The sequence below is a fragment of the Rathayibacter agropyri genome (assembly GCF_013249015.1).
Taxonomy (GTDB): Bacteria; Actinomycetota; Actinomycetes; order Actinomycetales; family Microbacteriaceae; genus Rathayibacter; species Rathayibacter agropyri.
Window position 1 is genome coordinate 1152968 of sequence record NZ_JABRPL010000001.1, and the last position, 19527, is coordinate 1172494.

Below are 19527 nucleotides of genomic sequence, written 5' to 3' on the forward strand. Positions count from 1 at the left end.
GATGACCATCACTTCCATTCACTCGGATCGTCCGGCACGTACCTGCCGGTGAAGGAGCAAGAACAATGGCGTCCGTAACTTTCGACCACGCGTCCCGCGTCTACCCCGGGGCCACGCGTGCCTCCGTCGACAAGCTCAACCTCGAAGTCGGCGACGGGGAATTCCTCGTGCTCGTCGGCCCTTCCGGCTGCGGCAAGTCAACCTCCCTCCGCATGCTCGCCGGCCTCGAAGAGGTCAACGAGGGCCGCATCCTGATCGGCGACCGTAACGTCACGGACGTACCGCCGAAGGATCGCGATATTGCGATGGTGTTCCAGAACTACGCCCTGTACCCGCACATGTCGGTCGCCGAGAACATGGGCTTCGCGCTCAAGATCGCCGGTGTCAATAAGGATGAGCGCGCGGCGCGTGTCCTTGAGGCGGCGAAGATGCTCGACCTTGAGCCCTACCTCAACCGCAAACCCAAGGCCCTCTCGGGGGGTCAGCGCCAGCGCGTCGCGATGGGCCGGGCGATCGTCCGCAAGCCGCAGGTGTTCCTCATGGATGAGCCGCTGTCGAACCTCGACGCCAAGCTCCGCGTCTCGACGCGCACCCAGATCGGCACCCTCCAGCGCCGCCTAGGCATTACCACGGTCTACGTCACCCACGATCAGACCGAGGCACTGACGATGGGCGACCGCATCGCGGTACTGAAGGACGGCCTCCTCCAGCAGGTGGGGACGCCCCGTGACCTTTACGAAAACCCGAACAACGTTTTCGTCGCCGGATTCATCGGGTCGCCGGCGATGAACCTGTTCCACGCGGACGTCACAGACGGCGGCGTCCACTTCGGCGATACCGTCCTCCCGATCGCCCGCGAGGCACTCGCGAAGACGAGCCAAAAGGTCGTCACGCTCGGCGTGCGTCCCGAGGATGTCACCGTCTCGACCCAGCCCGGCGGCCTGCCGATCGAGGTCGACCTCATCGAGGAGCTCGGCTCGGACGGCTACCTCTACGGCCACACAGAGGTCGAAGGTCGCCGGACCGACATCGTCGCGCGCGTCGATGGTCGCGTCCACCCCACGGCGGGCGATCGCGTCTACGTGACTGCGAACCACCGCGTGCACATCTTCGATGCGGAGTCGGGCGAGCGCCTCTCCTGAGCTTCCGTTCCTCCCACACACACGCTGCCGCCGTCCTCTCAGGGCGGCGGCAGCGTCCGTTCGGCCTTCTCCTTCGTCCGCCTTCCCTTTCTTCCGACACGAACGGCGCACCATGTCCGGCTCCCTGAACATCACCTCGGCCACCGTCGACCCGGCCCTGCTCGACCTGCCCTGGAACCTCCGTCTCGACGACTGGCCAGACGAGTACATTGCCGCGCTGCCCAAGGGCATCTCTCGGCACACCGTCCGATTCGCGCACCTCTCGGGACACGTGGTCGCCGTTAAGGAGACCACCGCTGAAATGTCGCGACGGGAGTACGAGATGCTCAAGACCCTGCAGCGCCTCGATGTGCCCTGTGTCGAGCCCGGCGCGGTGATTACCAACCGGACGGACGACGAGGGAGATGCGCTCCCGGCGGTGTTGGTCACTCGCCACCTCAAGTTCTCGCTGCCCTATCGCGCGCTCTTCTCGCAGACTCTCCGCCCTGACACCGCAACCCGTCTGGTCGATGCGCTGGCGCTCCTCCTGGTGCGCCTGCACGTGATCGGCTTTTTCTGGGGCGACGTCTCGCTCTCGAACACGCTCTTTCGCCGCGATGCGGGCGCCTTCGCGGCGTACCTCGTCGATGCCGAGACCGGGCAGCTCTATTCGGGCGGCCTGTCGAACGGGCAGCGCGAGAACGACCTTGAGATCGCGCGCGTGAACATTGCCGGCGAATTGCTCGATCTGGAGGCCGGCGGCCGCATCGACGACGACCTCGACCCGATCACGGTCTCGGACGGGATCGTCGCCGCCTACCGGAGCCTGTGGAAGGAGCTGACCGGCGCCGAATCGTTCTCGACGTCAGAGCGCTGGCGCATCAATGATCGAGTGAATCGCCTGAACGACCTCGGGTTCGACATCGAGGAGTTGGCAATCAAGACGGATGAGGCCGGGTCGACCGTGCGAATCCAGCCGAAGGTTGTCGACGCGGGCCACCACCAGCGCCGCCTTCTCCGCCTGACGGGGCTCGACGCACAAGAGAACCAGGCGCGACGTCTCCTGAACGACCTCGACTCGTACACGGCCACCTACGACAAGCAGGACCTGGACGAGGAAATGGTGGCTCACGAGTGGCTGGCGCAGGTGTTCGAGCCGGTCATCCGCTCAATCCCGCGCGAACTCAAGGGGCGGCTGGAACCCGCGGAGATGTTCCACCAGCTACTCGAGCACCGCTGGTTCATGTCGCAGCAGCAGGCGCGCGATGTCCCTTTGGCGGAGGCTGTCACCGCTTACGTCAATGACATCCTGCGTCATCGCCGCGACGAGGCGACGGTCATCGCTCCTTCGACGGAGGCTCTGACGCTGCCGAATCTTGTCATTGACGAGTCCGGCGACGCCGAGCTAACAGACGAGGACGCCGATGTCGACTGGACAAAGAACATCTGACCCACACGATCGAGGGCCCGTGCAGCGACGACACGGGCCCCCTTCGCGTCAGGGTGACTACTCCGTCGCAGCCCGGAGCTTCGAGATCTCGTAGAGCGCGACCGAAGCCGCGATACCGGCGTTGAGCGACTCCGTCGCAGAGCCGATGGGGATCGAGACGACCGCGTCGCACTGCTCGGTGACGAGGCGCGAGAGACCCTTGCCCTCGCTCCCGACGACCACGAGGAGCGGACGGTCGGCGAGCTCGAGCCCCGGCAGCGCAACGTCACCGTCGCCGTCGAGCCCGATCACGAAGACACCCTCGCGCTTGAAGTCTTTGATCATTGCGGTGAGGTTCGATGCCATCGCGACGGGGATCCGCGCAGCCGCGCCGGCCGAGGTCTTCCAGGCCGCTGAATTGAGACCCACCGAGCGGCGCTGCGGAACGATGACGCCCTGCCCGCCGAACGCGGCGACGGAGCGGATAATCGCTCCGAGGTTGCGTGGGTCGGTGATGCCGTCGAGCGCGACGAGGAGGGGGACGGCACCGCGCGAGACGCTGCGCTCGAGCAGGTCGCTCGGGTGGGCGTACTCGTAGGGCGGCACCTTGAGCACGAGGCCCTGGTGCACGGAGTCGGGACCGGCGAGACGGTCGAGTTCGGGGCGCATGACCTCAAGCACGGGAAGGCCGCGCGCGGTGGCGATCTTGAGCGCCTCCTTGACCCGGTCGTCCATCTCGATACGGGTCGCCAGATAGAGGGTGGTCGCTGGGATGCTGGCGCGCAGCGCCTCGAGGACGGAGTTGCGGCCCGTCACCATCTCGAACTCGTCGCCACTCTTGGGCTTGCGCGAGGAGGCCGGGCGCCCTTGTCCACGGGCCGCCGCCGAGAGGGCTCCTCCGGGACGGCCCTTTCCTCCCGCAGCGACGAAGCGCTCGCGCGCCAGCTTCGCTTTGCCTGCGGGGTGGTAGGGCCGGTCCTCGGCTTTTGGGGTGGGCTTTTTGCCCTCGAGGGCCTGACGACCCTGACCGCCGGAACCGACGGCCTTGCCCTTGCTCTTCTTTCGGACCGCTCCTGGGCGGCCGGGCTTATTCGCCATCGAGACTCCAATGCGCACCCGTCTGGGTGTCTTCGATCGTGATTCCCGCCGCGGCGAGATCGGTTCGGATGCGGTCGGCGCTCGCCCAGTCGCGCTGCTCCCGCGCGGTCTGACGCTCGGCTACCAGGCGATCGACCAGCACGCTGAGCGCGCGGTACGAGGGCTCGTCGCCGGAGCGCGCCCACTCGGGCGCCTCCGGATCGATGCCGAGCACGCCCGCCATCGCGAGCACCTGGGTGCGCAGGGCCGAAACGGTGCTGAGATCCTCGGCGTCGAGGGCGGCGTTGCCGGCCCGCACGGTCTCGTGGAGGACCCCGATGGCCTGTGGGACAGAGAGGTCGTCATCCATCGCATCGGCGAACTCCTGGGGCACGACCGGCTCGCCGAGAGCGGCGAAGCGCGTGCCCTCGAGGCGGCGGCGGGAGCGGTCGAGAAAGCCCTCGATCCGCTCAAGCGCTGCGTCGGCCTCCTCGAGGGCACCGTCGTGGAATTCGAGGGTAGAACGGTAGTGAGCCGAGCCGAGGTAGTAGCGAACGACGAATGGCCGCGCTGAGCCGAGCAGTTCCGAGGCGAAGACGGAGTTGCCGAGGGACTTGCTCATCTTCTGGCCGGTCACCGAGACGAGTCCGTTGTGCAGCCAGTAGCTCGCAAAGGCGTGGCCGGCCGCACTCGACTGCGCAAGTTCGTTCTCGTGGTGCGGGAAGCGCAGATCGAGTCCGCCGCCGTGGATGTCGAATTGCGTGCCGAGGTACTTCGTCGACATCGCGGAGCACTCGATGTGCCAGCCAGGGCGACCGGGACCCCAGGGCGACGGCCACGAGGCGGACTCCGGCTCATCGGGCTTGGCGCCCTTCCAGAGCGCGAAGTCGTGCGGGTCGCGCTTGCCGCGCGGGTCGGCGTCGGTCGCCGCCTCCATGCTTTCAAGCCGCTGGTGTGTGAGGGCGCCGTAGTCGGGCCAGGATCGCGTGTCGAAGTACACGTCTCCGGACTCGTCGGGCGCGGGGTAGGCGTGGCCACGCTCGATCAGTGTCTGGACGAGCGCGATCATCTCGGCGATGCTCGCGGTGGCGCGTGGCTCGTAGGTCGGCGGGAGGATCCCCAGTGCTGTGTAGGCAGCGGTGAACTCGAGTTCGACCCGGTAAGCCAGCGCCCACCACTGCTCCGACGGGGCGCCCTCGGGAGCACGACGCCGCGACTCCTCGGCGAGCGCCAAGATCTTGTCGTCGATGTCGGTGACATTGCGCACCAGAGTGACCTGATAGCCGCGGTAGTGCAGCCAGCGGCGCAGCTGGTCGTAGACGAGCGCCGAGCGGAGGTGGCCGATGTGCGGCGAGGACTGCACGGTGGGTCCACAGACGTACATCCCGACCTCGTTCTCGCGGAGGGGGACGAAATCGACGAGGGCCTGGGCCTTCGAGTCATGCAGTCGCAGAGTCACGCGGGCGAGTTTACCGGGCGCACCGCTCCGGCCCTGGCCTGGGCCACGGGCTGTGGACTACCTGGCGCTCGCGGGGCGGGGGAGGACGAGAGCAGTCGCGGTCGCGACCACTCCTTCTCCGCGACCGGTGAAGCCCAGCGCATCGGAGGTCGTGGCGGCGAGGCTGACCGGTGCGCCGAGCAGCCTCGACAGCAGGCGCTGCGCCTCCTCCCGCCGCGGCGAAAACTTTGGGCGATTACCGATGAGCTGCACCGCCACGTTGCCGATCGTGAAGCCGACGGCCTCCACCAGCTCTCGTGTGGCGCGGAGGAAGACCTCGCCATGGGCGTTCTCGAAGCGCGGGTCGGCGGTGCCGAAACGCGACCCGATATCGCCCAGCCCGGCGGCGGCCAGCAGTGCGTCGCAGATTGCATGGGCGACCGGATCGCCGTCGCTGTGCCCCGAGAGCCCACGCTCCCCCGGCCAGTGCAGGCCGGCGAGCCAGAGCGGCGAGTGGTCGTCGAAGGCATGCACGTCGGTACCGATACCCACCCGTGGGACGATGACCACAGGCGCGGAATCAAGGATCTGCTCCGCTCGCGCGAGATCCCAGGGCGTCGTGATCTTGAAGGCGAGCGGATCCCCGTCGACGACGACGCAGGCGCCGCCCCGCGAGGCGAGCAGGGCAGCGTCGTCGGTGAACTCCTGCTCGGTGTCGGCGTAGGCCTGATCGAGCAGGTCCCGCGGGAAGCCCTGCGGCGTCTGCACCGCCGCCAGCTGCGAGCGGTCGACCGTCTCAAGGATTGTGCTGTCGGCGTCGATCCGCTTGATGGTGTCTGTGACGGGAAGGCCGGGGATCACTCCGCCTCCGCTCGCGCGCACCGCCGCGATGACGCGCTCGAACTGGCCGGGCGGAGTGAGAGCGCGCGCAGCATCGTGGACCAGGACCACCTCGATGCCCGGAGCGAGCGTCGCGAGACCGCGGGCGACCGACTCCTGCCGCGTGGCGCCTCCGGCCACGACGCTCACCGTGCCGTCAGCCGCACCGGCGACCCGGGCCAGCGCGATCGTCTCGTCGACGAGAGCGGTCGGCGCCACGACGACGATCTGCACGGGCTCGGGAAGCACGAGCACCGTGCGGAGGCTGCGCTCGAGAATCGTCATCCCCGCGCACTCGACGTAGGCCTTGGGACGCTCGCGCCCGAGCCGGGTGCCGCTGCCCGCTGCAACCACGACGACTGCCACGGTGGGCGGTGTGCTTAGGATGCGAGGACCTCGTCGAGGAGCACCGACGCGGCGTCCTCGTCTGTCTTTTCGGCGAGAGCGAGTTCGGAGACCAGGATCTGCCGCGCCTTCGCGAGCATGCTCTTCTCACCCGCCGAAAGCCCGCGATCGCGGTCGCGGCGGGTGAGGTCGCGAACGACCTCGGAGACCTTCACGACGTCGCCGGAGCCGAGCTTCTCGAGGTTGGCCTTGTACCGGCGGGACCAGTTTGTGGGCTCCTCGACGACCTCGGAGCGCAGGACCTCGAACACGCGATTCACGCCCTCACGCCCGATGACGTCGCGAACGCCCACCAGGTCGACGTTGTCGGCGGGCACCTCGATGACGAGGTCGCCCTGGGCGACGCGGAGTTTGAGGTAGGTCTTCTCCTGGCCCTTGATCGTGCGGGTCTTCACCTCGGCGATCGTGGCGGCTCCGTGATGGGGATAGACAACCGTCTCTCCGACCTCGAACTGCATGCGACGTCCTTTCAGCGGCGGATAGATTACCATGCGCGCCGAGCAGGAGGAGAGGCGGGCGGGCGGGGCCGCAACTCTCACTACGCTAGCCTGGTGTCGGCTCGTGCACAGTGAATCCGCCCTGGCCGGGGCGAGCAGGGCCGACGATCTGGAGGATCCTGTGAAGGCGCGTATCGCTGCATCCGTCGTTCTCGCGGTCGGCGTCGCCCTCGCTACCGCCGGCTGCAACCTGGTCGCTCCGCAGGCGACCCGCAAGATCTATGACGCCAGCGACGGTGTCGGCGCGACCATCGGCGATCTCGCCATCCGTAATGCGATGATCATCTCGGACGACGGTGAGCAGGGCACCCTCGTCGTCACGCTCGTGAACTCCACCGACGAGTCGCTGAGCGTCGAGGTTCAGTATGAGGGCAGCGCGGGCCGCACCAGCGATATCGTCGACGCCGTTCCCGGCCGCACAGAGGTCCGCCCCGACAGCACCGAGGCTGTCGAGATGGAGGGCATCGACTCGATCCCGGGCAGCCTCCTCCCCGTCTATTTCCAGTACGGCTCCGAGGAGGGCAAGGAACTCCTGGTCCCCGTCCTGACGAACGCCCTCGAGGCCTACTCGACGCTGACCCCCGCACCCTCCGCGACTCCCACCCTCACCCCCAAGACCAACCCCGCACAGACCGCGCTCCCCTCCCCCACAACCGACCCCGGCGTCGACGCCCCCACCGCGCAGTAGCCCCCTTCGAGCCCCCCCCGGCTCGTCGCACAGCGACGGCCACCCCCTCAACCAGAGGAACTCGCGGGCCCTGGTGGGGTGAGCTGCAAGGCGGAGGAGGGCGCGATACCGGAGGTATCGCAACCGACGACAACGCCGCAGATCACCCCACCAGGGCCCGCGATCAGGCGTCGAAGCGGTAGCCGAGGCCGCGGACAGTAACCAAGAGCACCGGTTCCTTCGGCGTCTTTTCGATCTTGGAGCGGATCCGCTTCACGTGGACGTCGAGGGTCTTGGTGTCGCCGAAGTAGTCGCTGCCCCAGACGCGGTCGATGAGCTGGCCGCGGGTGAGGACGCGGCCGGCGTTGCGCAGCAGCATCTCGAGGAGTTCGAATTCCTTGAGGGGCATGGCAGTCTCAACGCCGTCGACTTCGACGGTGTGGCGTTCGATGTCCATGCGGACGGGTCCGGCGACGACGATGCGCTCCTCCCCCGGGTCCTCGGTGCGGCGGCGCAGGACGGCGCGGATGCGGGCGAGCAGCTCGCGGGTCGAGTAGGGCTTGGTGACGTAGTCGTCGGCGCCGAGTTCGAGGCCGACGACGATGTCGACCTCGGAGTCCTTCGCGGTGACCATGATGATCGGCACGGAGGAGCGGGTGCGGATCTCGCGGCAGACCTCGGTGCCGGGCATGCCCGGCAGCATGAGGTCGAGCAGGATCAGGTCGTACTCGCCGTCGTCGAACGCGGTGACGGCGCGGTTGCCGTCCTCGGCGACGGTGACGTCGTAGCCCTCGCGTTCAAGTAGGTAGCTGAGGGGCTCGCTGAGGGCGCTCTCGTCCTCAACGAGCAGGATGCTGGTCACGCGTGTTCTCCTATCGGGGCCGTCGCCGCGAAGGGCGTCCTGACCGGGTCTGCTTCGGGGAGCCGAATGGTGAAGGTGGAGCCGCGGCCGGGCTTGGACCAGACGCGGACGTCGCCGCCGTGGTTCTGCACGGCGTGCTTGACAATGCTCAGGCCGAGGCCGGTGCCGCCGGTATGACGGGAGCGTGCCTGGTCGACGCGGTAAAAACGCTCGAACACCCGATCGAGGTCCTCCTCCGGGATCCCAATGCCCTGGTCGGTGACCGCGATCTCGACGATGCCGCCGGTGGATCGGACGCCGATCCCGACCCGGGAGCCGGCTGGCGAGTACTGGATCGCGTTCGCGAGGAGGTTGTGCAACGCAGAGACGAGCATCTTCTCTTGACCGACGACGTACGCCTTCTTCATCCCGCCTTTGACCAGGCTCACGTCGTGTGACTCCGCCATCACATGCGTGGTCTCGAGGGCGGAGGTGACGATGTCATCGACACGGACGATGTCCGAGGACCGGGCGACATCCGTCGCCTGAAGGCGGGAGAGCTCGATGATCTCGCGGGTGATCTTGGCGAGGCGGTGCGACTCCTGAGTCAGGCGGTGAGCGAACCGGCGCACCTGCTGCGGGTCGTCGGCGGCGGAGTCGAGCGCCTCGGCGAGCAGGCCGACCGCTCCGATCGGCGTCTTCAGCTCGTGCGAAATGTTCGCGACGAAATCCCGGCGCACTGCTTCCAGCCGGCGGCCCTCGGTGTGGTCCTCAGCGATGACCAGGACGAAGCGCGAGCCGAGGCGGGTGGCGTGCACGACGAGGGTGACTGCAGCGTCCGAGAGAGGGCTCGTGGCGAGTTCGAGGTCCTGCTCGATGTCGTCGCCGAAGCGCCGCACCCGGTCGACGATGGCAACGAGATCCGGGTGCAGGATCGTGTCGTGCGTGACCAGGCCGAGCGCGACGGCACGGGTCGACGCCTTGAGCACATTGTGCGACGGATCCGTCACGAACGCCGGTGCGCCGACCGCGTCGATGATCGCGTCGATCCCCTCGGGGAGGCTCACCGACACGACCTCTGCGGCGATGCGGCCCTGACGCGCCGCGAGAGTCACGACGGTGGTCAGGAGGATCCCGATCGCCACACCAAGCACGAGCGACAGCACCACGATCAAGCCCGAATCCACGGACCAAGGCTAACCACCTGCCGAGCGTCCCCCTACCGGACGCCTGCCGAGCCACCGCGGGCCGAGTACTGTTCACACCTCCGGCACCGTGCGTTAACCTGCCGTGGTCATCATGACTGCGCCTGCGTACATGGAGTGCAGTCGAAGCGGGCGTGCGATGTGCGCGCCGCACATCCGGCGCCGTGGTCCGCGAGCACCGTAGAGAGGGTCAATCACAAGATGCGTGAAGTTTTCCAGCAGGAGCTAGCCGAGGTCCAGGAACGACTCGTCGAGATCTCCGGACTCGTCGAGATCGCCATCGAGAAGGCGACTCAGGCGTTCAACCACTCTGACGTGACCCTCGCTGAAGAGGTCATCGCGAGCGACGCCCACATCGACGAGTTGGCTATCAGCCTCGATGAGCTCGCCATCGACATCCTCGCCCGCCAGAATCCGGTCGCCCGCGACCTGCGCATCGTGGTCTCCGCCCTGCGCATCAGCGCTTCCCTCGAGCGGATGGGCGACATCGCCGAGCACATTGCGCAGCTCTCGCGCTACCGCTTCCCCGACAAGGTCGTCCCCAAGAGCCTCCGTCCGACCTTCGTTGAAATGGGCCGCCTCGACGTGGTCGTCGCGCACAAGCTGACCGAGCTGCTCCGCTCGCAGGACTCCCGCATCGCCGAGGAGATCCGCGACGAGGACGACAAGATCGACGAGCTGCACGTCAGCGTCTTCGACAAGGTCCTCAGCGAGGCGTGGAAAGGGCAGGCCGCCGACACCGTCGACGCGACTCTCGCGAGCCGCTACCACGAGCGCTTCGCTGACCACGCGGTGTCCATTGCAAAGAAGGTCCAGTACCTGATCTCGGGCGACTGGGGGTGAGTTTTCTTGTTGGAGTCGCGCTCGCGCGACTCCAACCGCGGTCGGCTTTCGGACGTGGTGCGTCCCTTAGAGCGGAGAACGATCGGCCAGCGTGAATCGCAGACACGCGATTCCCGCAATCGCCTTCGGGACGGCCGGCTGGTTCGTGCGCGAGGTGATCGGTGATGTCGGGAGTGCAGGCATGCTGCGGCTCCCGGGAACGCGTTCGGCTCGCGGGAATCGTGGATTCCGGCGAGCCGAACGGGGTTCTACGAGCCCACAGTGGGCGGCCTGTTACTTCTTGGCGCCCTGGGCGGCGACGGCCGCGGCGCCGGCGGCAGCGGCCTCCGGGTCGAGGTAGCGCGCCTCGCCGATCGGCTCGAAGTTCTCGTCGAGGGTATAGACGAGAGGGATGCCGGTCGGGATGTTCAACTCGGCGATGTCAGAGTCCGAGATGCTGTCAAGGGTCTTCACCAGGGCGCGCAGCGAATTGCCGTGCGCGGTGACCATCACGGTCTTGCCCGAAGCGAGGTCCGGCTTGATATCAGACTCCCAGTACGGCAGCATCCGCTCGATGACGAGCTTCAGCGACTCGGTGCGAGGCAGCGCGTCGCCGAGGTCGGCATAGCGCTCGTCATGGGCCTGCGAGTACTGGTCGTCATCTGCCAGTGGGGGCGGCGGGACGTCGAACGAGCGGCGCCAGGTCTGGAACTGCTCCGGACCGTACTCGGCGAGGGTCTGCGCCTTGTCCTTGCCCTGCAGCGCCCCATAGTGGCGCTCGTTCAGGCGCCACGAGCGCTTCACGTCGATCCACAGCCGATCGGCGACCTCAAGCGCAATGTTCGCGGTCTGAATCGCGCGTGTCTGCCGCGAGGTGTACACGATGTCTGGGTGCAGCCCCGCCTCGGTCAGTAGCTCGCCGGCGCGGGTCGCCTCGGCAACGCCCTGCTCGGTGAGCCGCACATCGACCCATCCGGTGAAGAGGTTCTTCTGGTTCCACTCGCTGTTGCCGTGGCGCACGAGGATGAGGGTGTAGGTCTCGGACATGCGTCCAGCTTAGAGGCGGCCATCGCGCTCGCGGATACGCTGGAGAGTATGCCCATCGGTGCCGTCACCCGCGGAACGACGGGCACGAACCGCCTCCGCCGAGTGGACCGCCGACTCGCTGAGTTGCCCGTGCTTCGCAGCACGCCCTCCCCCCTCGTCGTCGATCTCGGCTTTGGAGCGAGCGCGGTCACCACGCTCGAGCTGCACCGGCGCCTCCTCCGGTCCACCCCGGATATCGAGGTTCTCGGCCTCGAGATCGAGCCTGCTCGCGTCGCCACCGCGCGGCGCCAGCTGGAGCGGGTCCGGGAGGGAGGCACTCCTTTTCCCGTGGATGCGCGCGTGCGCTTCGAGCGGGGCGGCTTCGAGATCCCCTTGCCCGCGCAACGACGCGCGGAGGTCATCCGGGCCTTCAACGTCCTCCGCCAGTACGACGAAGGCGCCGTTGCCAGCGCCTGGAATACGATGACCGACCGTCTCCAGCCCGACGGAGTGCTTGTCGAGGGCACCTGCGATGAGATCGGCCGCATCTGCACGTGGATCGAGGTTGGCCGGGAGGGACCGCGCTCGCTCACCCTGTCGCTGCGTCTCGCGAGTATCCCTTCGCCGATGACCGCGGCCGAGCGCCTCCCGAAGGCGCTGATCCACCGCAATGTCCCCGGAGAACGGGTGCACGCCTTTCTGGCCGCACTCGAGCGGGCCTGGACGCTGAACGCTCCGCTCGCCGTCTATGGGCCGGGTCAGCGTTGGCTCGCGACCGTGGGAGATCTCCGCGTGGAGTGGCCAATCCTCGGCGGTCCGCGGCGCTGGCGTCTGGGCGAGATCACTGTGGCCTGGGACGCTGTAGCGCCAGCCGTCTGACGGTTACGACAGCGGAGGCAGGGCCGCCCGGGCTTGCGCCGGGCCGGCGCCCGTCGCTGTCAGCAGGTCGACAACCAGGGGGCGAAGCAGCACGAGGAGCGTCTTCTCGGCCAGTCGCGCCTCGGGTATCAGCCGCTGCGGGTCGAGGGCCGTTGCGAGCAGGACAAGATCCTGCCGCGCGAGCGCGAGCACCGACGGGTCGGTGACGGCCCGTCCCAGCAGCGCTATTCCCGGACCGAAAGCCGCAACCACTCCCGCGAGCTCGGGGCGCGCAGCAGCGTCACCGACGAGGAAGTCGGTGCGCCGGGCGATGATGCGGAGGTTTCGGGTCGCGAGGTCCAGAGCGGCAAGCATTGCGCTCTGCCGGATCAGCTCGACGCGGTGTCGGCGGACAAAAGGCGAAATGCGGGCGACGCCCGTCGCCGAGTCGAGGGCTGCCGTCCAGCCGTCGATTATCGGCTGCGTGGCCCGGATTCGCTCGAGAGCCGACGACGAGGCGGAGGAGTCGCCGCGCTGCAACGCCTCGGCCAGCTCCTCGACGGTGCGGCCGAGCGCCGAGACGAGCCGGTGCGCCTCCGCCCGGGCCGTGCGGAGTGGAGGACGCGGCACCACCGCCGTGCAGAGCAGAGCCGCGAGACCGCCGATCACGCCGTCGAGGCTCCTCGTCAAGACGCCACCGTCGGGCGTCGGCAGGATCATCACCAGCATCGCCTGAGTGCCGGCGGCGACCGCGAAGCCGGGCGACGGCGAGAGCGCCCGGCCGAGCGTGAAGACGATCGCCAGCACGACGGCCAGCTGCCAGACTCCGCTCCCCCACAGCAGGAGCAGAATCTCGCTCGCCGTGATGCCGATCAGCATCCCCATCGCCGTCTCGGCGACCTGCTTCGGACGGGTGTCGCGAGCGATCCCCAGACTTGTGATGGTCACGGTGAGCGCGAGGACGGGCGCGGGATGCCCGACCACGAAGCGCGCCACGGAGTAGGCGAGCACGGCGGCGAGCACGATCTGCAGTACGGCCGGCAGCGATGCCGTCGCGCGGCCGATCGCCTTCCGGGGATGCAGCTCCGAAGCCTGGACGAGACCGAGGAAGCGCTCGGCGGCCCGGCCCCGCGCGGCGGGCACTGCGGCCACCACGGCGTGGCCTACCTGGTCGTCGACCCGAGCCTGGGCAGGCGAGGCACGCCCGCCTCCGCTCCGGCTCCGGGCGGGACGACGACCTCCTGTGCCGCCGCGACGCGAGCGTCCCCGACGAGCACGGTGAGCTCGAGCTCGACGGGGACGGTGCGCTTGACGACGGCGAGAGCGATGGGGCCGTCCTCGTAGTGCCAGGCGCTAGAGGTGACGGTGCCGACCTCAACCGGTTCGCCGCCCTTGTGTGCAATGACGCTATCCCCGTGTCGGGGCAGCACCGAGTCAGAGCCGTCGAGCTGCAACAGCACGAGACGGCGGGGAGGATGGCCGAGGTTGTGCACCTTCGCCACCGTCTCCTGCCCGCGGTAGCAACCCTTGGCCAGGTGCACGCTCGAGCGGAGGAGGTCGAGTTCGTGCGGAAGGGAGCGCTCGTCAACCTCGGTGGCATGCCGTGGCCGCCACGCGGCGATCCGGAGCGCTTCGAGCGCGTCGGCACCGGCGAGGGTGACTCCGGCGGCAGCGGCACGGCCGTCGAGGCCATCGAGCGCGGCGCGCGGGACGAGGATCTCGCGGAGGTCCCAACCCGCTGCCGGATGCTCCGCGATGAGCGCGTATTGCCACCCGCCGGGCTGCACCTGGACCCACGGGTCGCGCCAGGCGATGGGGGCATCGCCGAGCTCGAGCACGAAGGCCAGAGCTGTCCCCTCTCCGAGGACCGCGAGGGTCGCGAACTCGTCGGTGCGCTCCGCCACCTCGACGCGGAGCAGGAACCGCATCCGGTCGAGCCAGGCCGCGAGGCCCGCGGTTTCGTCGCGGTCGAGCAGGAGCCACGCCGTGTTGCCATCGTCGACCAAGCGGATGACGTGCTCGATCCGACCGGACGGGTCGAGCAGGAGCGTCTCTGCACAGGCTCCGGGCTCGAGCCGGGAGACGGCCTGGCTGGTGAGCGAATCGAGCCAGGTGAGGCGGTCAGGTCCGGTGACGGTCACGACTCCGCGGCCGGAGAGGTCGACGAGGGCGGTGCCAGCGGCGAGCGCCCGCTGCTCGCGGAACGGCTCGCCGTAGTGCGCGGCGACCCCGGGCTCGGCAGTACTCGTCGTTGCGACTGCGCCCGCGGCCGACAGCAACGGAGAGAGGACGTCAGTCGACACGGGCGAGCCGTCCTGACGAGTGGGTGCGGAGCCCCTGACCGAGCGCGGCGATATCCCACGCCCAGAGCAGATGGTCATCCACCAGGCCATACAGGCGCGTGGCGGCTGCATAGTCCTTCGCGGCGGCGGTGCGCATCACGGCATCGGTGGCGAGGTCGATCCGCGGGCCCTTGACCTGCCCGAGGTAGAGCTCGCTGACGCCGTCGGGATGCACGAGGGAGACCTCGATGTCAAAGCCGCCGGCGGCGTTGCGCAGCGTCTCGACAGACTCCGCATCCGGGAACGCCGGAGCACCGCGCCCGGGGAGCATTGCCGGGCCGGCATCGGCGTCGGTCAGTGCACGGCTGAGTCGCCAGTAACCCATCTCGCTCACCAGCGGCCGATGATCACGTTCACCGTCATCGAGCAGCCAGGTGTAGGAGCTGTAGTTGAGGTAGGGAAGGCCGTCGTAGCTGAAGCTGATGCGGTGGCCGAACTCGGCCTGCACCGGCTCGTCGCCGACGGCGTAGTCGATGACTCCTGAGCCCTCCCAGACGCCGAGCAACCAGGAGAGGGGAACGAGCTCGGGCGGCAGGCCCGATGGAAGCGAGATCACACCTGCTCCGGCGGCGCGGCTAGCTCTGGCCGCGGTAGAGCTTGTAGACGACCACGCCCGAAACCCATGCGATGGAGAGGGAGGCGAGCCCGAGCAGTCCGAGGTAAAAGAGTTCCAGGGCGAGAAGCATGCCGCCATCCTACCCGCGAGCACTGTCACGGATGTGGGTCAGGAGGGACGCTCAGGCGGGCAGCAGCAGCGCGATTCCGCTGGCAATCGCGACGAGCACCATCGCGCCGACGATGCTGGTCATCGCGCGCACGAGGTAGCCGTCCGCGCGAGCGACGGCAAGCTGCACAGCGAACGTCGCGAGCACGCAGCCGCCGAAGGTCAACGCGAGCCAGAGCAACCGAGACGCCGGAGCGGCGACGGCCAGTGTCACGACGGAACCCACGATCGCGAGCGCCCAGACGACGCCGATTCCCACCCGATCCCTGCTCATCCGTCAATTGTGCCCTAGGCGATCCGTCCTCCCAGCCCGCCGCTAGTATGGCGGGCAGACCATTCTGGAGGATCCGTGGCGCAGTTGTTGATACTGACCTCGGCGGGAGGCGCAGACGTGCTCCCCGCACTGGGACTGCTCAGCCACAAGACGAAGCAGATCCCCGCCGAACCGGCGCAGCTCGTGAACGCCCCGAGTTGCGACCTCATTTTCGTAGACGCCCGCCGGAACCTCGCGAGCGCTAAATCGCTCTGCAAGATCCTCACGACGACCGGAATCACCGTCCCGCTCATCCTGATCCTCACCGAGGGCGGGCTCACGGCTGTCTCCGCCGACTGGGGCGTCAACGACGTTATCCTCGACTCCGCGGGCCCCGCGGAGGTCGACGCCCGCATTCGCCTCGTCATCGGTCGTCTCGCGCAGGAGCAGTCGACCTCGCGCATCCAGGCGTCGGGAGTCGTCATCGACGAGGCGAGCTACTCGGCGAAGGTGCACGGGCGCCCGCTCGATCTGACCTTCAAGGAGTTCGAGCTCCTCCGCTTCTTCGCCTCGCACCCCTCCCGGGTCTTTACGCGGGAGCAGCTGCTCAGCGAGGTCTGGGGCTATGACTACTTCGGGGGAACGCGCACGGTCGACGTGCACGTGCGAAGGCTGCGGGCAAAGCTCGGCGATCTGGAGTCGCTGATCGGCACGGTCCGCAACGTCGGATACCGGTTCAACGTGTACGAAGAGGACAATGAGCGAGTCGCTCAACCTGTCCGTTGAGGATCTGGCCGATCCCGCCATCGCAGCCGCCCTCGAGCACCTCATCGGGCGCGCCGCCTGGTTCGATCGGCAGCCCCCTTTTAGCGACCAGACCCTCGTCGATGCGCGCACCGGCTCCCGCACCCTGCTCGTGGGCCTGCGCGCCGACGTGGTGGTTGCCGCGGCGATCCTCGGGCAGGGCGAGCTCGAATTCGTGGTCGATCCGGAGTGGCGCGGAGTCGGCTTCGGCACCGCCGCGCTCGAGCAGGTGCTCGCGAGCGGCCGCACAGGGCTCCTCGCCTGGGCGCACGGCGATCATCCCGCGGCCCGCGCGCTTGCCGAGTCGCACGGCTTCGCGCCCGTGCGAACCCTCCTTCATCTGGTGCTGGACCCCCTCGCCGCGCCTGAGGTGCGCGTGCCGGAGGGATTCGTCCTGTCCGACGCGCGTGATCTCGACGCGGCCGAATGGGTCGCCGTGAACGCCCGGGTGTTCGCCGCGCACCCCGAGCAAGGCCGGCTCACGGAGGGCGACCTCGCCGCCCGGCGTGCAGAGCCGTGGTTTGACGAGGGCGACTTCCTCCTCCTCCGTGATGCAGCCGGCACTCTGGTCGGCTACGACTGGCTCAAGATCGAGCCTGGCTCAACGACCGGCGAAATCTATGTGCTCGGCGTCGCTCCGGAGGTGGCGGGCCGTGGGCTCGGACGCTCACTTCTCGGGGCCGGTCTCGCCCGGATGCTGGAGCGCGGCTGCACGACGGCGGATCTGTACGTCGAGGCCGAGAACCGCTCGGCGGTGGCGCTGTACCGCTCACTGGGCTTCGCCGATGCCTCCACCGATGTGCAGTACGTGCAGCGCGCAGCGCCGGTGCGCTGAGCCACCGCTCCTCCACAGGCTCTTCCTCGCCGCCGTTCATCCGGCATTCACGGTGCACGGCACGGACCGACCGGGCGCGGTGCCAGGATGGTCGCATGGACGGCGACAACCTACTTCTCGAAGACGGACTGAGCGATGAACTCGACGACGACTTCGACGATGAGGAGGAACACTCGGACCCCCTGCTCCCCGACGACCGCTACCTCGACCGCGAGCTGAGCTGGCTCGCCTTCAACCAGCGGGTGCTCGAGCTGGCCGAGGATCCGCTGGTACCGGCCCTCGAGCGGGCGAATTTCCTGGCGATCTTCTCGTCCAACCTCGACGAGTTCTTCATGGTCCGGGTCGCGGGTCTCAAGCGCCGCATCCTCACCGGCCTCGCTCTGCCGACGAACATCGGGCGTGTCCCCGTCGATGTGCTCACCGACATCTCCGAGAAGGCACATCTCCTGCAGCAGCGCCACTCCCGCGCGTTCAAGGAGCTGGTCGAGCCGGCCCTGCGCGACGGCGGTATCGACCTCGTGCGCTGGGACGAACTCAGCGATGCGGAGCGGACGGTGCTCGACGACTACTTCTCGGCGCAGGTGTTTCCCGTGCTCATGCCGCTCGCGGTCGATCCGGCGCATCCGTTCCCCTACATCTCTGGCCTCTCGCTCAACCTCTCGGTGCGAGTGCGCAACCCGAAGACGCAGAAGGTCGAGTTCGCCCGCCTCAAGGTGCCGCAGATGTTGCCCCGCTTCGTGCGGATCGCAGGCGTGGCCGGACCGGGCACGCCCATGCGCTTCATCTCGCTCGAAGATTTGATTGCTAATCAGCTCGACGACCTGTTCCCCGGGATGGAGATCCTCGATCACCACGTGTTCCGCGTGACCCGCAATGAGGATGTCGAGGTCGACGAGGACGAGACCGAGAACCTGATCAAGGCGCTCGAGAAGGAGTTGCTGCGCCGCCGGTTCGGCCCGCCCATCCGCCTCGAGGTCACCGACGATATGGACGACGAGACTCTCGGCCTGCTGGTGCGCGAACTCGACATCACGACCCAGGAGGTCTACAAGCTCCCGGCTCCGCTCGATCTCAGCGGGTTGTTCAGCCTGCAGAAGATCGACCGCCCCGACCTCAAGTACCCCAACCACGTCCCTACCACTGCGGTGCAGCTCTCGCCGAGCGAGCCCAACCAGCGGCAGGACATCTTCAAGGCGGTCTCACGGGGGGACGTGCTGCTGCACCACCCCTACGAGTCGTTCGCGACCAGCGTGCAGTCGTTCCTTGAGCAGGCGGCAGCCGATCCGGACGTGCTCGCGATCAAGCAGACGCTGTACCGCACCTCTGGCGACTCCCCCATCGTGGAGGCTCTGATTGACGCGGCCGAGTCGGGCAAGCAGGTACTCGCACTGGTCGAGATCAAGGCCCGCTTCGATGAGCAGGCGAACATCTCGTGGGCGCGCAAGCTCGAGAAGGCGGGCGTGCACGTGGTCTATGGGCTCGTCGGGCTCAAGACGCACTGCAAACTCGCGCTCGTCATCCGCCAGGAGAAGGGCGGGGTGCTCCGCCATTACTCCCACATCGGCACAGGCAACTACAACCCGAAGACGTCCCGAATCTATGAGGATCTCGGCCTTCTCACCGCTGATCCCGAGGTCGGCAAAGACCTCACGCGCCTGTTCAACGAGCTTTCGGGCTACGCGATTGAAAAGAAGTTCAAGCGCCTGCTCGTCGCGCCGCGCCACCTCCGCAAAGGCCTGCTCAAGCGGATCGCCGTCGAGACCGAGAACGCGCGGGCGGGCCGTCCCTCCGGCATCCGGATCAAGGTCAACTCGATTGTCGACGAAGCCGTGATCGACGCCCTCTACCGGGCAAGCCAGGCCGGCGTGCCGGTCGACGTCTGGGTGCGCGGAATCTGCGGGCTGAAGCCCGGGCAGGAAGGTCTCTCCGAGAGCATCCGGGTGCGCTCGATCCTCGGACGCTACCTCGAGCACTCGCGCATCTTCAGCTTCGTCAATGGCGGCGAGCCCGACGTTTTCATCGGCAGCGCCGACATGATGCACCGCAATCTCGATCGCCGCGTCGAGGCGCTGGTGCGGATCGTCGAGCCCGCGCACCTCAGCGAGATCGACGACATGTTCGAGCGCGCGATGGACGAGCGCACCGCATCCTGGTGGCTCGGGCCCGACGGAGTGTGGTCGCGACACCACCTCGACGGGGACGGCGCCCCGCTGGCCGACTTGCAGAACCAGCTGATGCAGCACATCACCCACCGCAAGCGCACAGCAACGCGCTCCGCCAACCGGGCTTCCGGCCGCTGACGCC

The 19527-nt window shown here is 68.0% G+C and carries 19 protein-coding genes; 8 read left to right on the forward strand and 11 right to left on the reverse strand.

Annotated elements, in window-relative coordinates; translation table 11 throughout:
- The first annotated feature begins 65 nt into the window (after positions 1-65).
- Both HRF29_RS05365 and HRF29_RS05370 read left to right on the forward strand, forming a co-directional pair.
- A complete protein-coding gene (locus HRF29_RS05365; protein WP_173245613.1) occupies positions 66-1142 on the forward strand; it encodes an ABC transporter ATP-binding protein in 1077 nt (358 codons plus the stop codon).
- 112 nt (positions 1143-1254) lie between these two features.
- Complete coding sequence (locus HRF29_RS05370) at positions 1255-2571, forward strand: DUF4032 domain-containing protein (RefSeq protein ID WP_173245616.1); 1317 nt, start codon at positions 1255-1257, stop codon at positions 2569-2571.
- A 57-nt stretch (positions 2572-2628) separates the two neighbouring features.
- Here HRF29_RS05370 and rlmB read toward each other — a convergent pair whose 3' ends face one another.
- From rlmB to HRF29_RS05390, 4 genes are read right to left on the reverse strand one after another with little or no spacing between them, the layout of a single operon-like run.
- Positions 2629-3648, reverse strand: coding sequence for a 23S rRNA (guanosine(2251)-2'-O)-methyltransferase RlmB (gene rlmB, locus HRF29_RS05375; protein WP_173245619.1), 1020 nt, complete (start codon positions 3646-3648; stop codon positions 2629-2631).
- Positions 3638-5086, reverse strand: coding sequence for a cysteine--tRNA ligase (cysS, locus tag HRF29_RS05380; RefSeq protein WP_173245622.1), 1449 nt, complete (start codon positions 5084-5086; stop codon positions 3638-3640). The genes rlmB and cysS overlap by 11 nt, the downstream gene beginning before the upstream one ends.
- A 57-nt stretch (positions 5087-5143) precedes the next feature.
- A complete protein-coding gene (gene ispD, locus HRF29_RS05385; RefSeq protein WP_173246035.1) occupies positions 5144-6331 on the reverse strand; it encodes a 2-C-methyl-D-erythritol 4-phosphate cytidylyltransferase in 1188 nt (395 codons plus the stop codon).
- Positions 6325-6807, reverse strand: a complete 483-nt coding sequence (locus HRF29_RS05390) for a CarD family transcriptional regulator (protein WP_173245625.1) — start codon at positions 6805-6807, stop codon at positions 6325-6327. The genes ispD and HRF29_RS05390 overlap by 7 nt, the downstream gene beginning before the upstream one ends.
- Positions 6808-6910: 103 nt before the next feature.
- On the opposite strand from HRF29_RS05390, the gene HRF29_RS05395 reads away from it, so the two are divergent.
- A complete protein-coding gene (locus tag HRF29_RS05395) occupies positions 6911-7534 on the forward strand; it encodes a DNA modification methylase (RefSeq protein ID WP_187698113.1) in 624 nt (207 codons plus the stop codon).
- A 163-nt stretch (positions 7535-7697) separates the two neighbouring features.
- Here the strand turns inward: HRF29_RS05395 and HRF29_RS05400 are convergent, their stop codons facing one another.
- Positions 7698-8375: a response regulator transcription factor gene (locus HRF29_RS05400; protein WP_104265087.1), complete on the reverse strand. Its 678-nt coding sequence runs from the start codon at positions 8373-8375 to the stop codon at positions 7698-7700.
- Entirely contained in the window at positions 8372-9541 is a 1170-nt protein-coding gene (locus HRF29_RS05405; RefSeq protein WP_173245628.1) for an ATP-binding protein, read from the reverse strand. Before HRF29_RS05405 ends, HRF29_RS05400 begins: the two co-directional genes overlap by 4 nt.
- A gap of 219 nt (positions 9542-9760) precedes the next feature.
- Between HRF29_RS05405 and phoU the strand changes: the two genes are divergently transcribed.
- Positions 9761-10402 (forward strand): phosphate signaling complex protein PhoU, encoded by a 642-nt coding sequence (phoU, locus tag HRF29_RS05410; RefSeq protein ID WP_173245630.1) that lies wholly within the window; start codon positions 9761-9763, stop codon positions 10400-10402.
- 273 nt (positions 10403-10675) lie between these two features.
- Here the strand turns inward: phoU and HRF29_RS05415 are convergent, their stop codons facing one another.
- Entirely contained in the window at positions 10676-11428 is a 753-nt protein-coding gene (locus HRF29_RS05415) for a phosphoglyceromutase (protein ID WP_173245633.1), read from the reverse strand.
- A 48-nt stretch (positions 11429-11476) separates the two neighbouring features.
- On the opposite strand from HRF29_RS05415, the gene HRF29_RS05420 reads away from it, so the two are divergent.
- Entirely contained in the window at positions 11477-12286 is an 810-nt protein-coding gene (locus tag HRF29_RS05420; RefSeq protein WP_173245636.1) for a class I SAM-dependent methyltransferase, read from the forward strand.
- A gap of 3 nt (positions 12287-12289) precedes the next feature.
- Here the strand turns inward: HRF29_RS05420 and HRF29_RS05425 are convergent, their stop codons facing one another.
- From HRF29_RS05425 to HRF29_RS05440, 4 genes are all read right to left on the reverse strand, one after another.
- Positions 12290-13417 carry an FUSC family protein gene (locus HRF29_RS05425; protein WP_222929592.1) on the reverse strand — a complete coding sequence of 376 codons (1128 nt, stop codon included), beginning with the start codon at positions 13415-13417 and terminating at the stop codon, positions 12290-12292.
- A gap of 11 nt (positions 13418-13428) precedes the next feature.
- Positions 13429-14568: a CAF17-like 4Fe-4S cluster assembly/insertion protein YgfZ gene (gene ygfZ, locus HRF29_RS05430; RefSeq protein WP_425503099.1), complete on the reverse strand. Its 1140-nt coding sequence runs from the start codon at positions 14566-14568 to the stop codon at positions 13429-13431.
- A complete protein-coding gene (locus HRF29_RS05435; protein ID WP_173245645.1) occupies positions 14558-15163 on the reverse strand; it encodes a heme-binding beta-barrel domain-containing protein in 606 nt (201 codons plus the stop codon). Before HRF29_RS05435 ends, ygfZ begins: the two co-directional genes overlap by 11 nt.
- A 181-nt stretch (positions 15164-15344) precedes the next feature.
- Positions 15345-15605 (reverse strand): hypothetical protein, encoded by a 261-nt coding sequence (locus HRF29_RS05440; RefSeq protein WP_173245648.1) that lies wholly within the window; start codon positions 15603-15605, stop codon positions 15345-15347.
- Positions 15606-15680: 75 nt separating this feature from the next.
- On the opposite strand from HRF29_RS05440, the gene HRF29_RS05445 reads away from it, so the two are divergent.
- The 3 genes from HRF29_RS05445 (at position 15681) to HRF29_RS05455 (ending at position 19523) form a co-directional block, all read left to right on the forward strand.
- Positions 15681-16370, forward strand: coding sequence for a winged helix-turn-helix domain-containing protein (locus HRF29_RS05445; protein ID WP_173245651.1), 690 nt, complete (start codon positions 15681-15683; stop codon positions 16368-16370).
- Entirely contained in the window at positions 16342-17223 is an 882-nt protein-coding gene (gene mshD / locus HRF29_RS05450) for a mycothiol synthase (protein ID WP_173245654.1), read from the forward strand. Before HRF29_RS05445 ends, mshD begins: the two co-directional genes overlap by 29 nt.
- A gap of 95 nt (positions 17224-17318) precedes the next feature.
- Positions 17319-19523, forward strand: coding sequence for an RNA degradosome polyphosphate kinase (locus HRF29_RS05455; protein WP_173245657.1), 2205 nt, complete (start codon positions 17319-17321; stop codon positions 19521-19523).
- The last annotated feature ends 4 nt before the right edge of the window (positions 19524-19527 follow it).

Bases quoted from the DNA above. Each gene is read 5' to 3' on its own strand.
- HRF29_RS05390 (WP_173245625.1), bottom strand. From the start codon at position 6,807: ATGCAGTTCGAGGTCGGAGAGACGGTTGTCTATCCCCATCACGGAGCC.
- HRF29_RS05420 (WP_173245636.1), top strand. From the start codon at position 11,477: ATGCCCATCGGTGCCGTCACCCGCGGAACGACGGGCACGAACCGCCTC.
- mshD (WP_173245654.1), top strand. From the start codon at position 16,342: ATGAGCGAGTCGCTCAACCTGTCCGTTGAGGATCTGGCCGATCCCGCC.
- phoU (WP_173245630.1), top strand. From the start codon at position 9,761: ATGCGTGAAGTTTTCCAGCAGGAGCTAGCCGAGGTCCAGGAACGACTC.
- HRF29_RS05365 (WP_173245613.1), top strand. From the start codon at position 66: ATGGCGTCCGTAACTTTCGACCACGCGTCCCGCGTCTACCCCGGGGCC.
- HRF29_RS05455 (WP_173245657.1), top strand. From the start codon at position 17,319: ATGGACGGCGACAACCTACTTCTCGAAGACGGACTGAGCGATGAACTC.
- HRF29_RS05415 (WP_173245633.1), bottom strand. From the start codon at position 11,428: ATGTCCGAGACCTACACCCTCATCCTCGTGCGCCACGGCAACAGCGAG.
- HRF29_RS05440 (WP_173245648.1), bottom strand. From the start codon at position 15,605: ATGAGCAGGGATCGGGTGGGAATCGGCGTCGTCTGGGCGCTCGCGATC.
- HRF29_RS05370 (WP_173245616.1), top strand. From the start codon at position 1,255: ATGTCCGGCTCCCTGAACATCACCTCGGCCACCGTCGACCCGGCCCTG.
- rlmB (WP_173245619.1), bottom strand. From the start codon at position 3,648: ATGGCGAATAAGCCCGGCCGCCCAGGAGCGGTCCGAAAGAAGAGCAAG.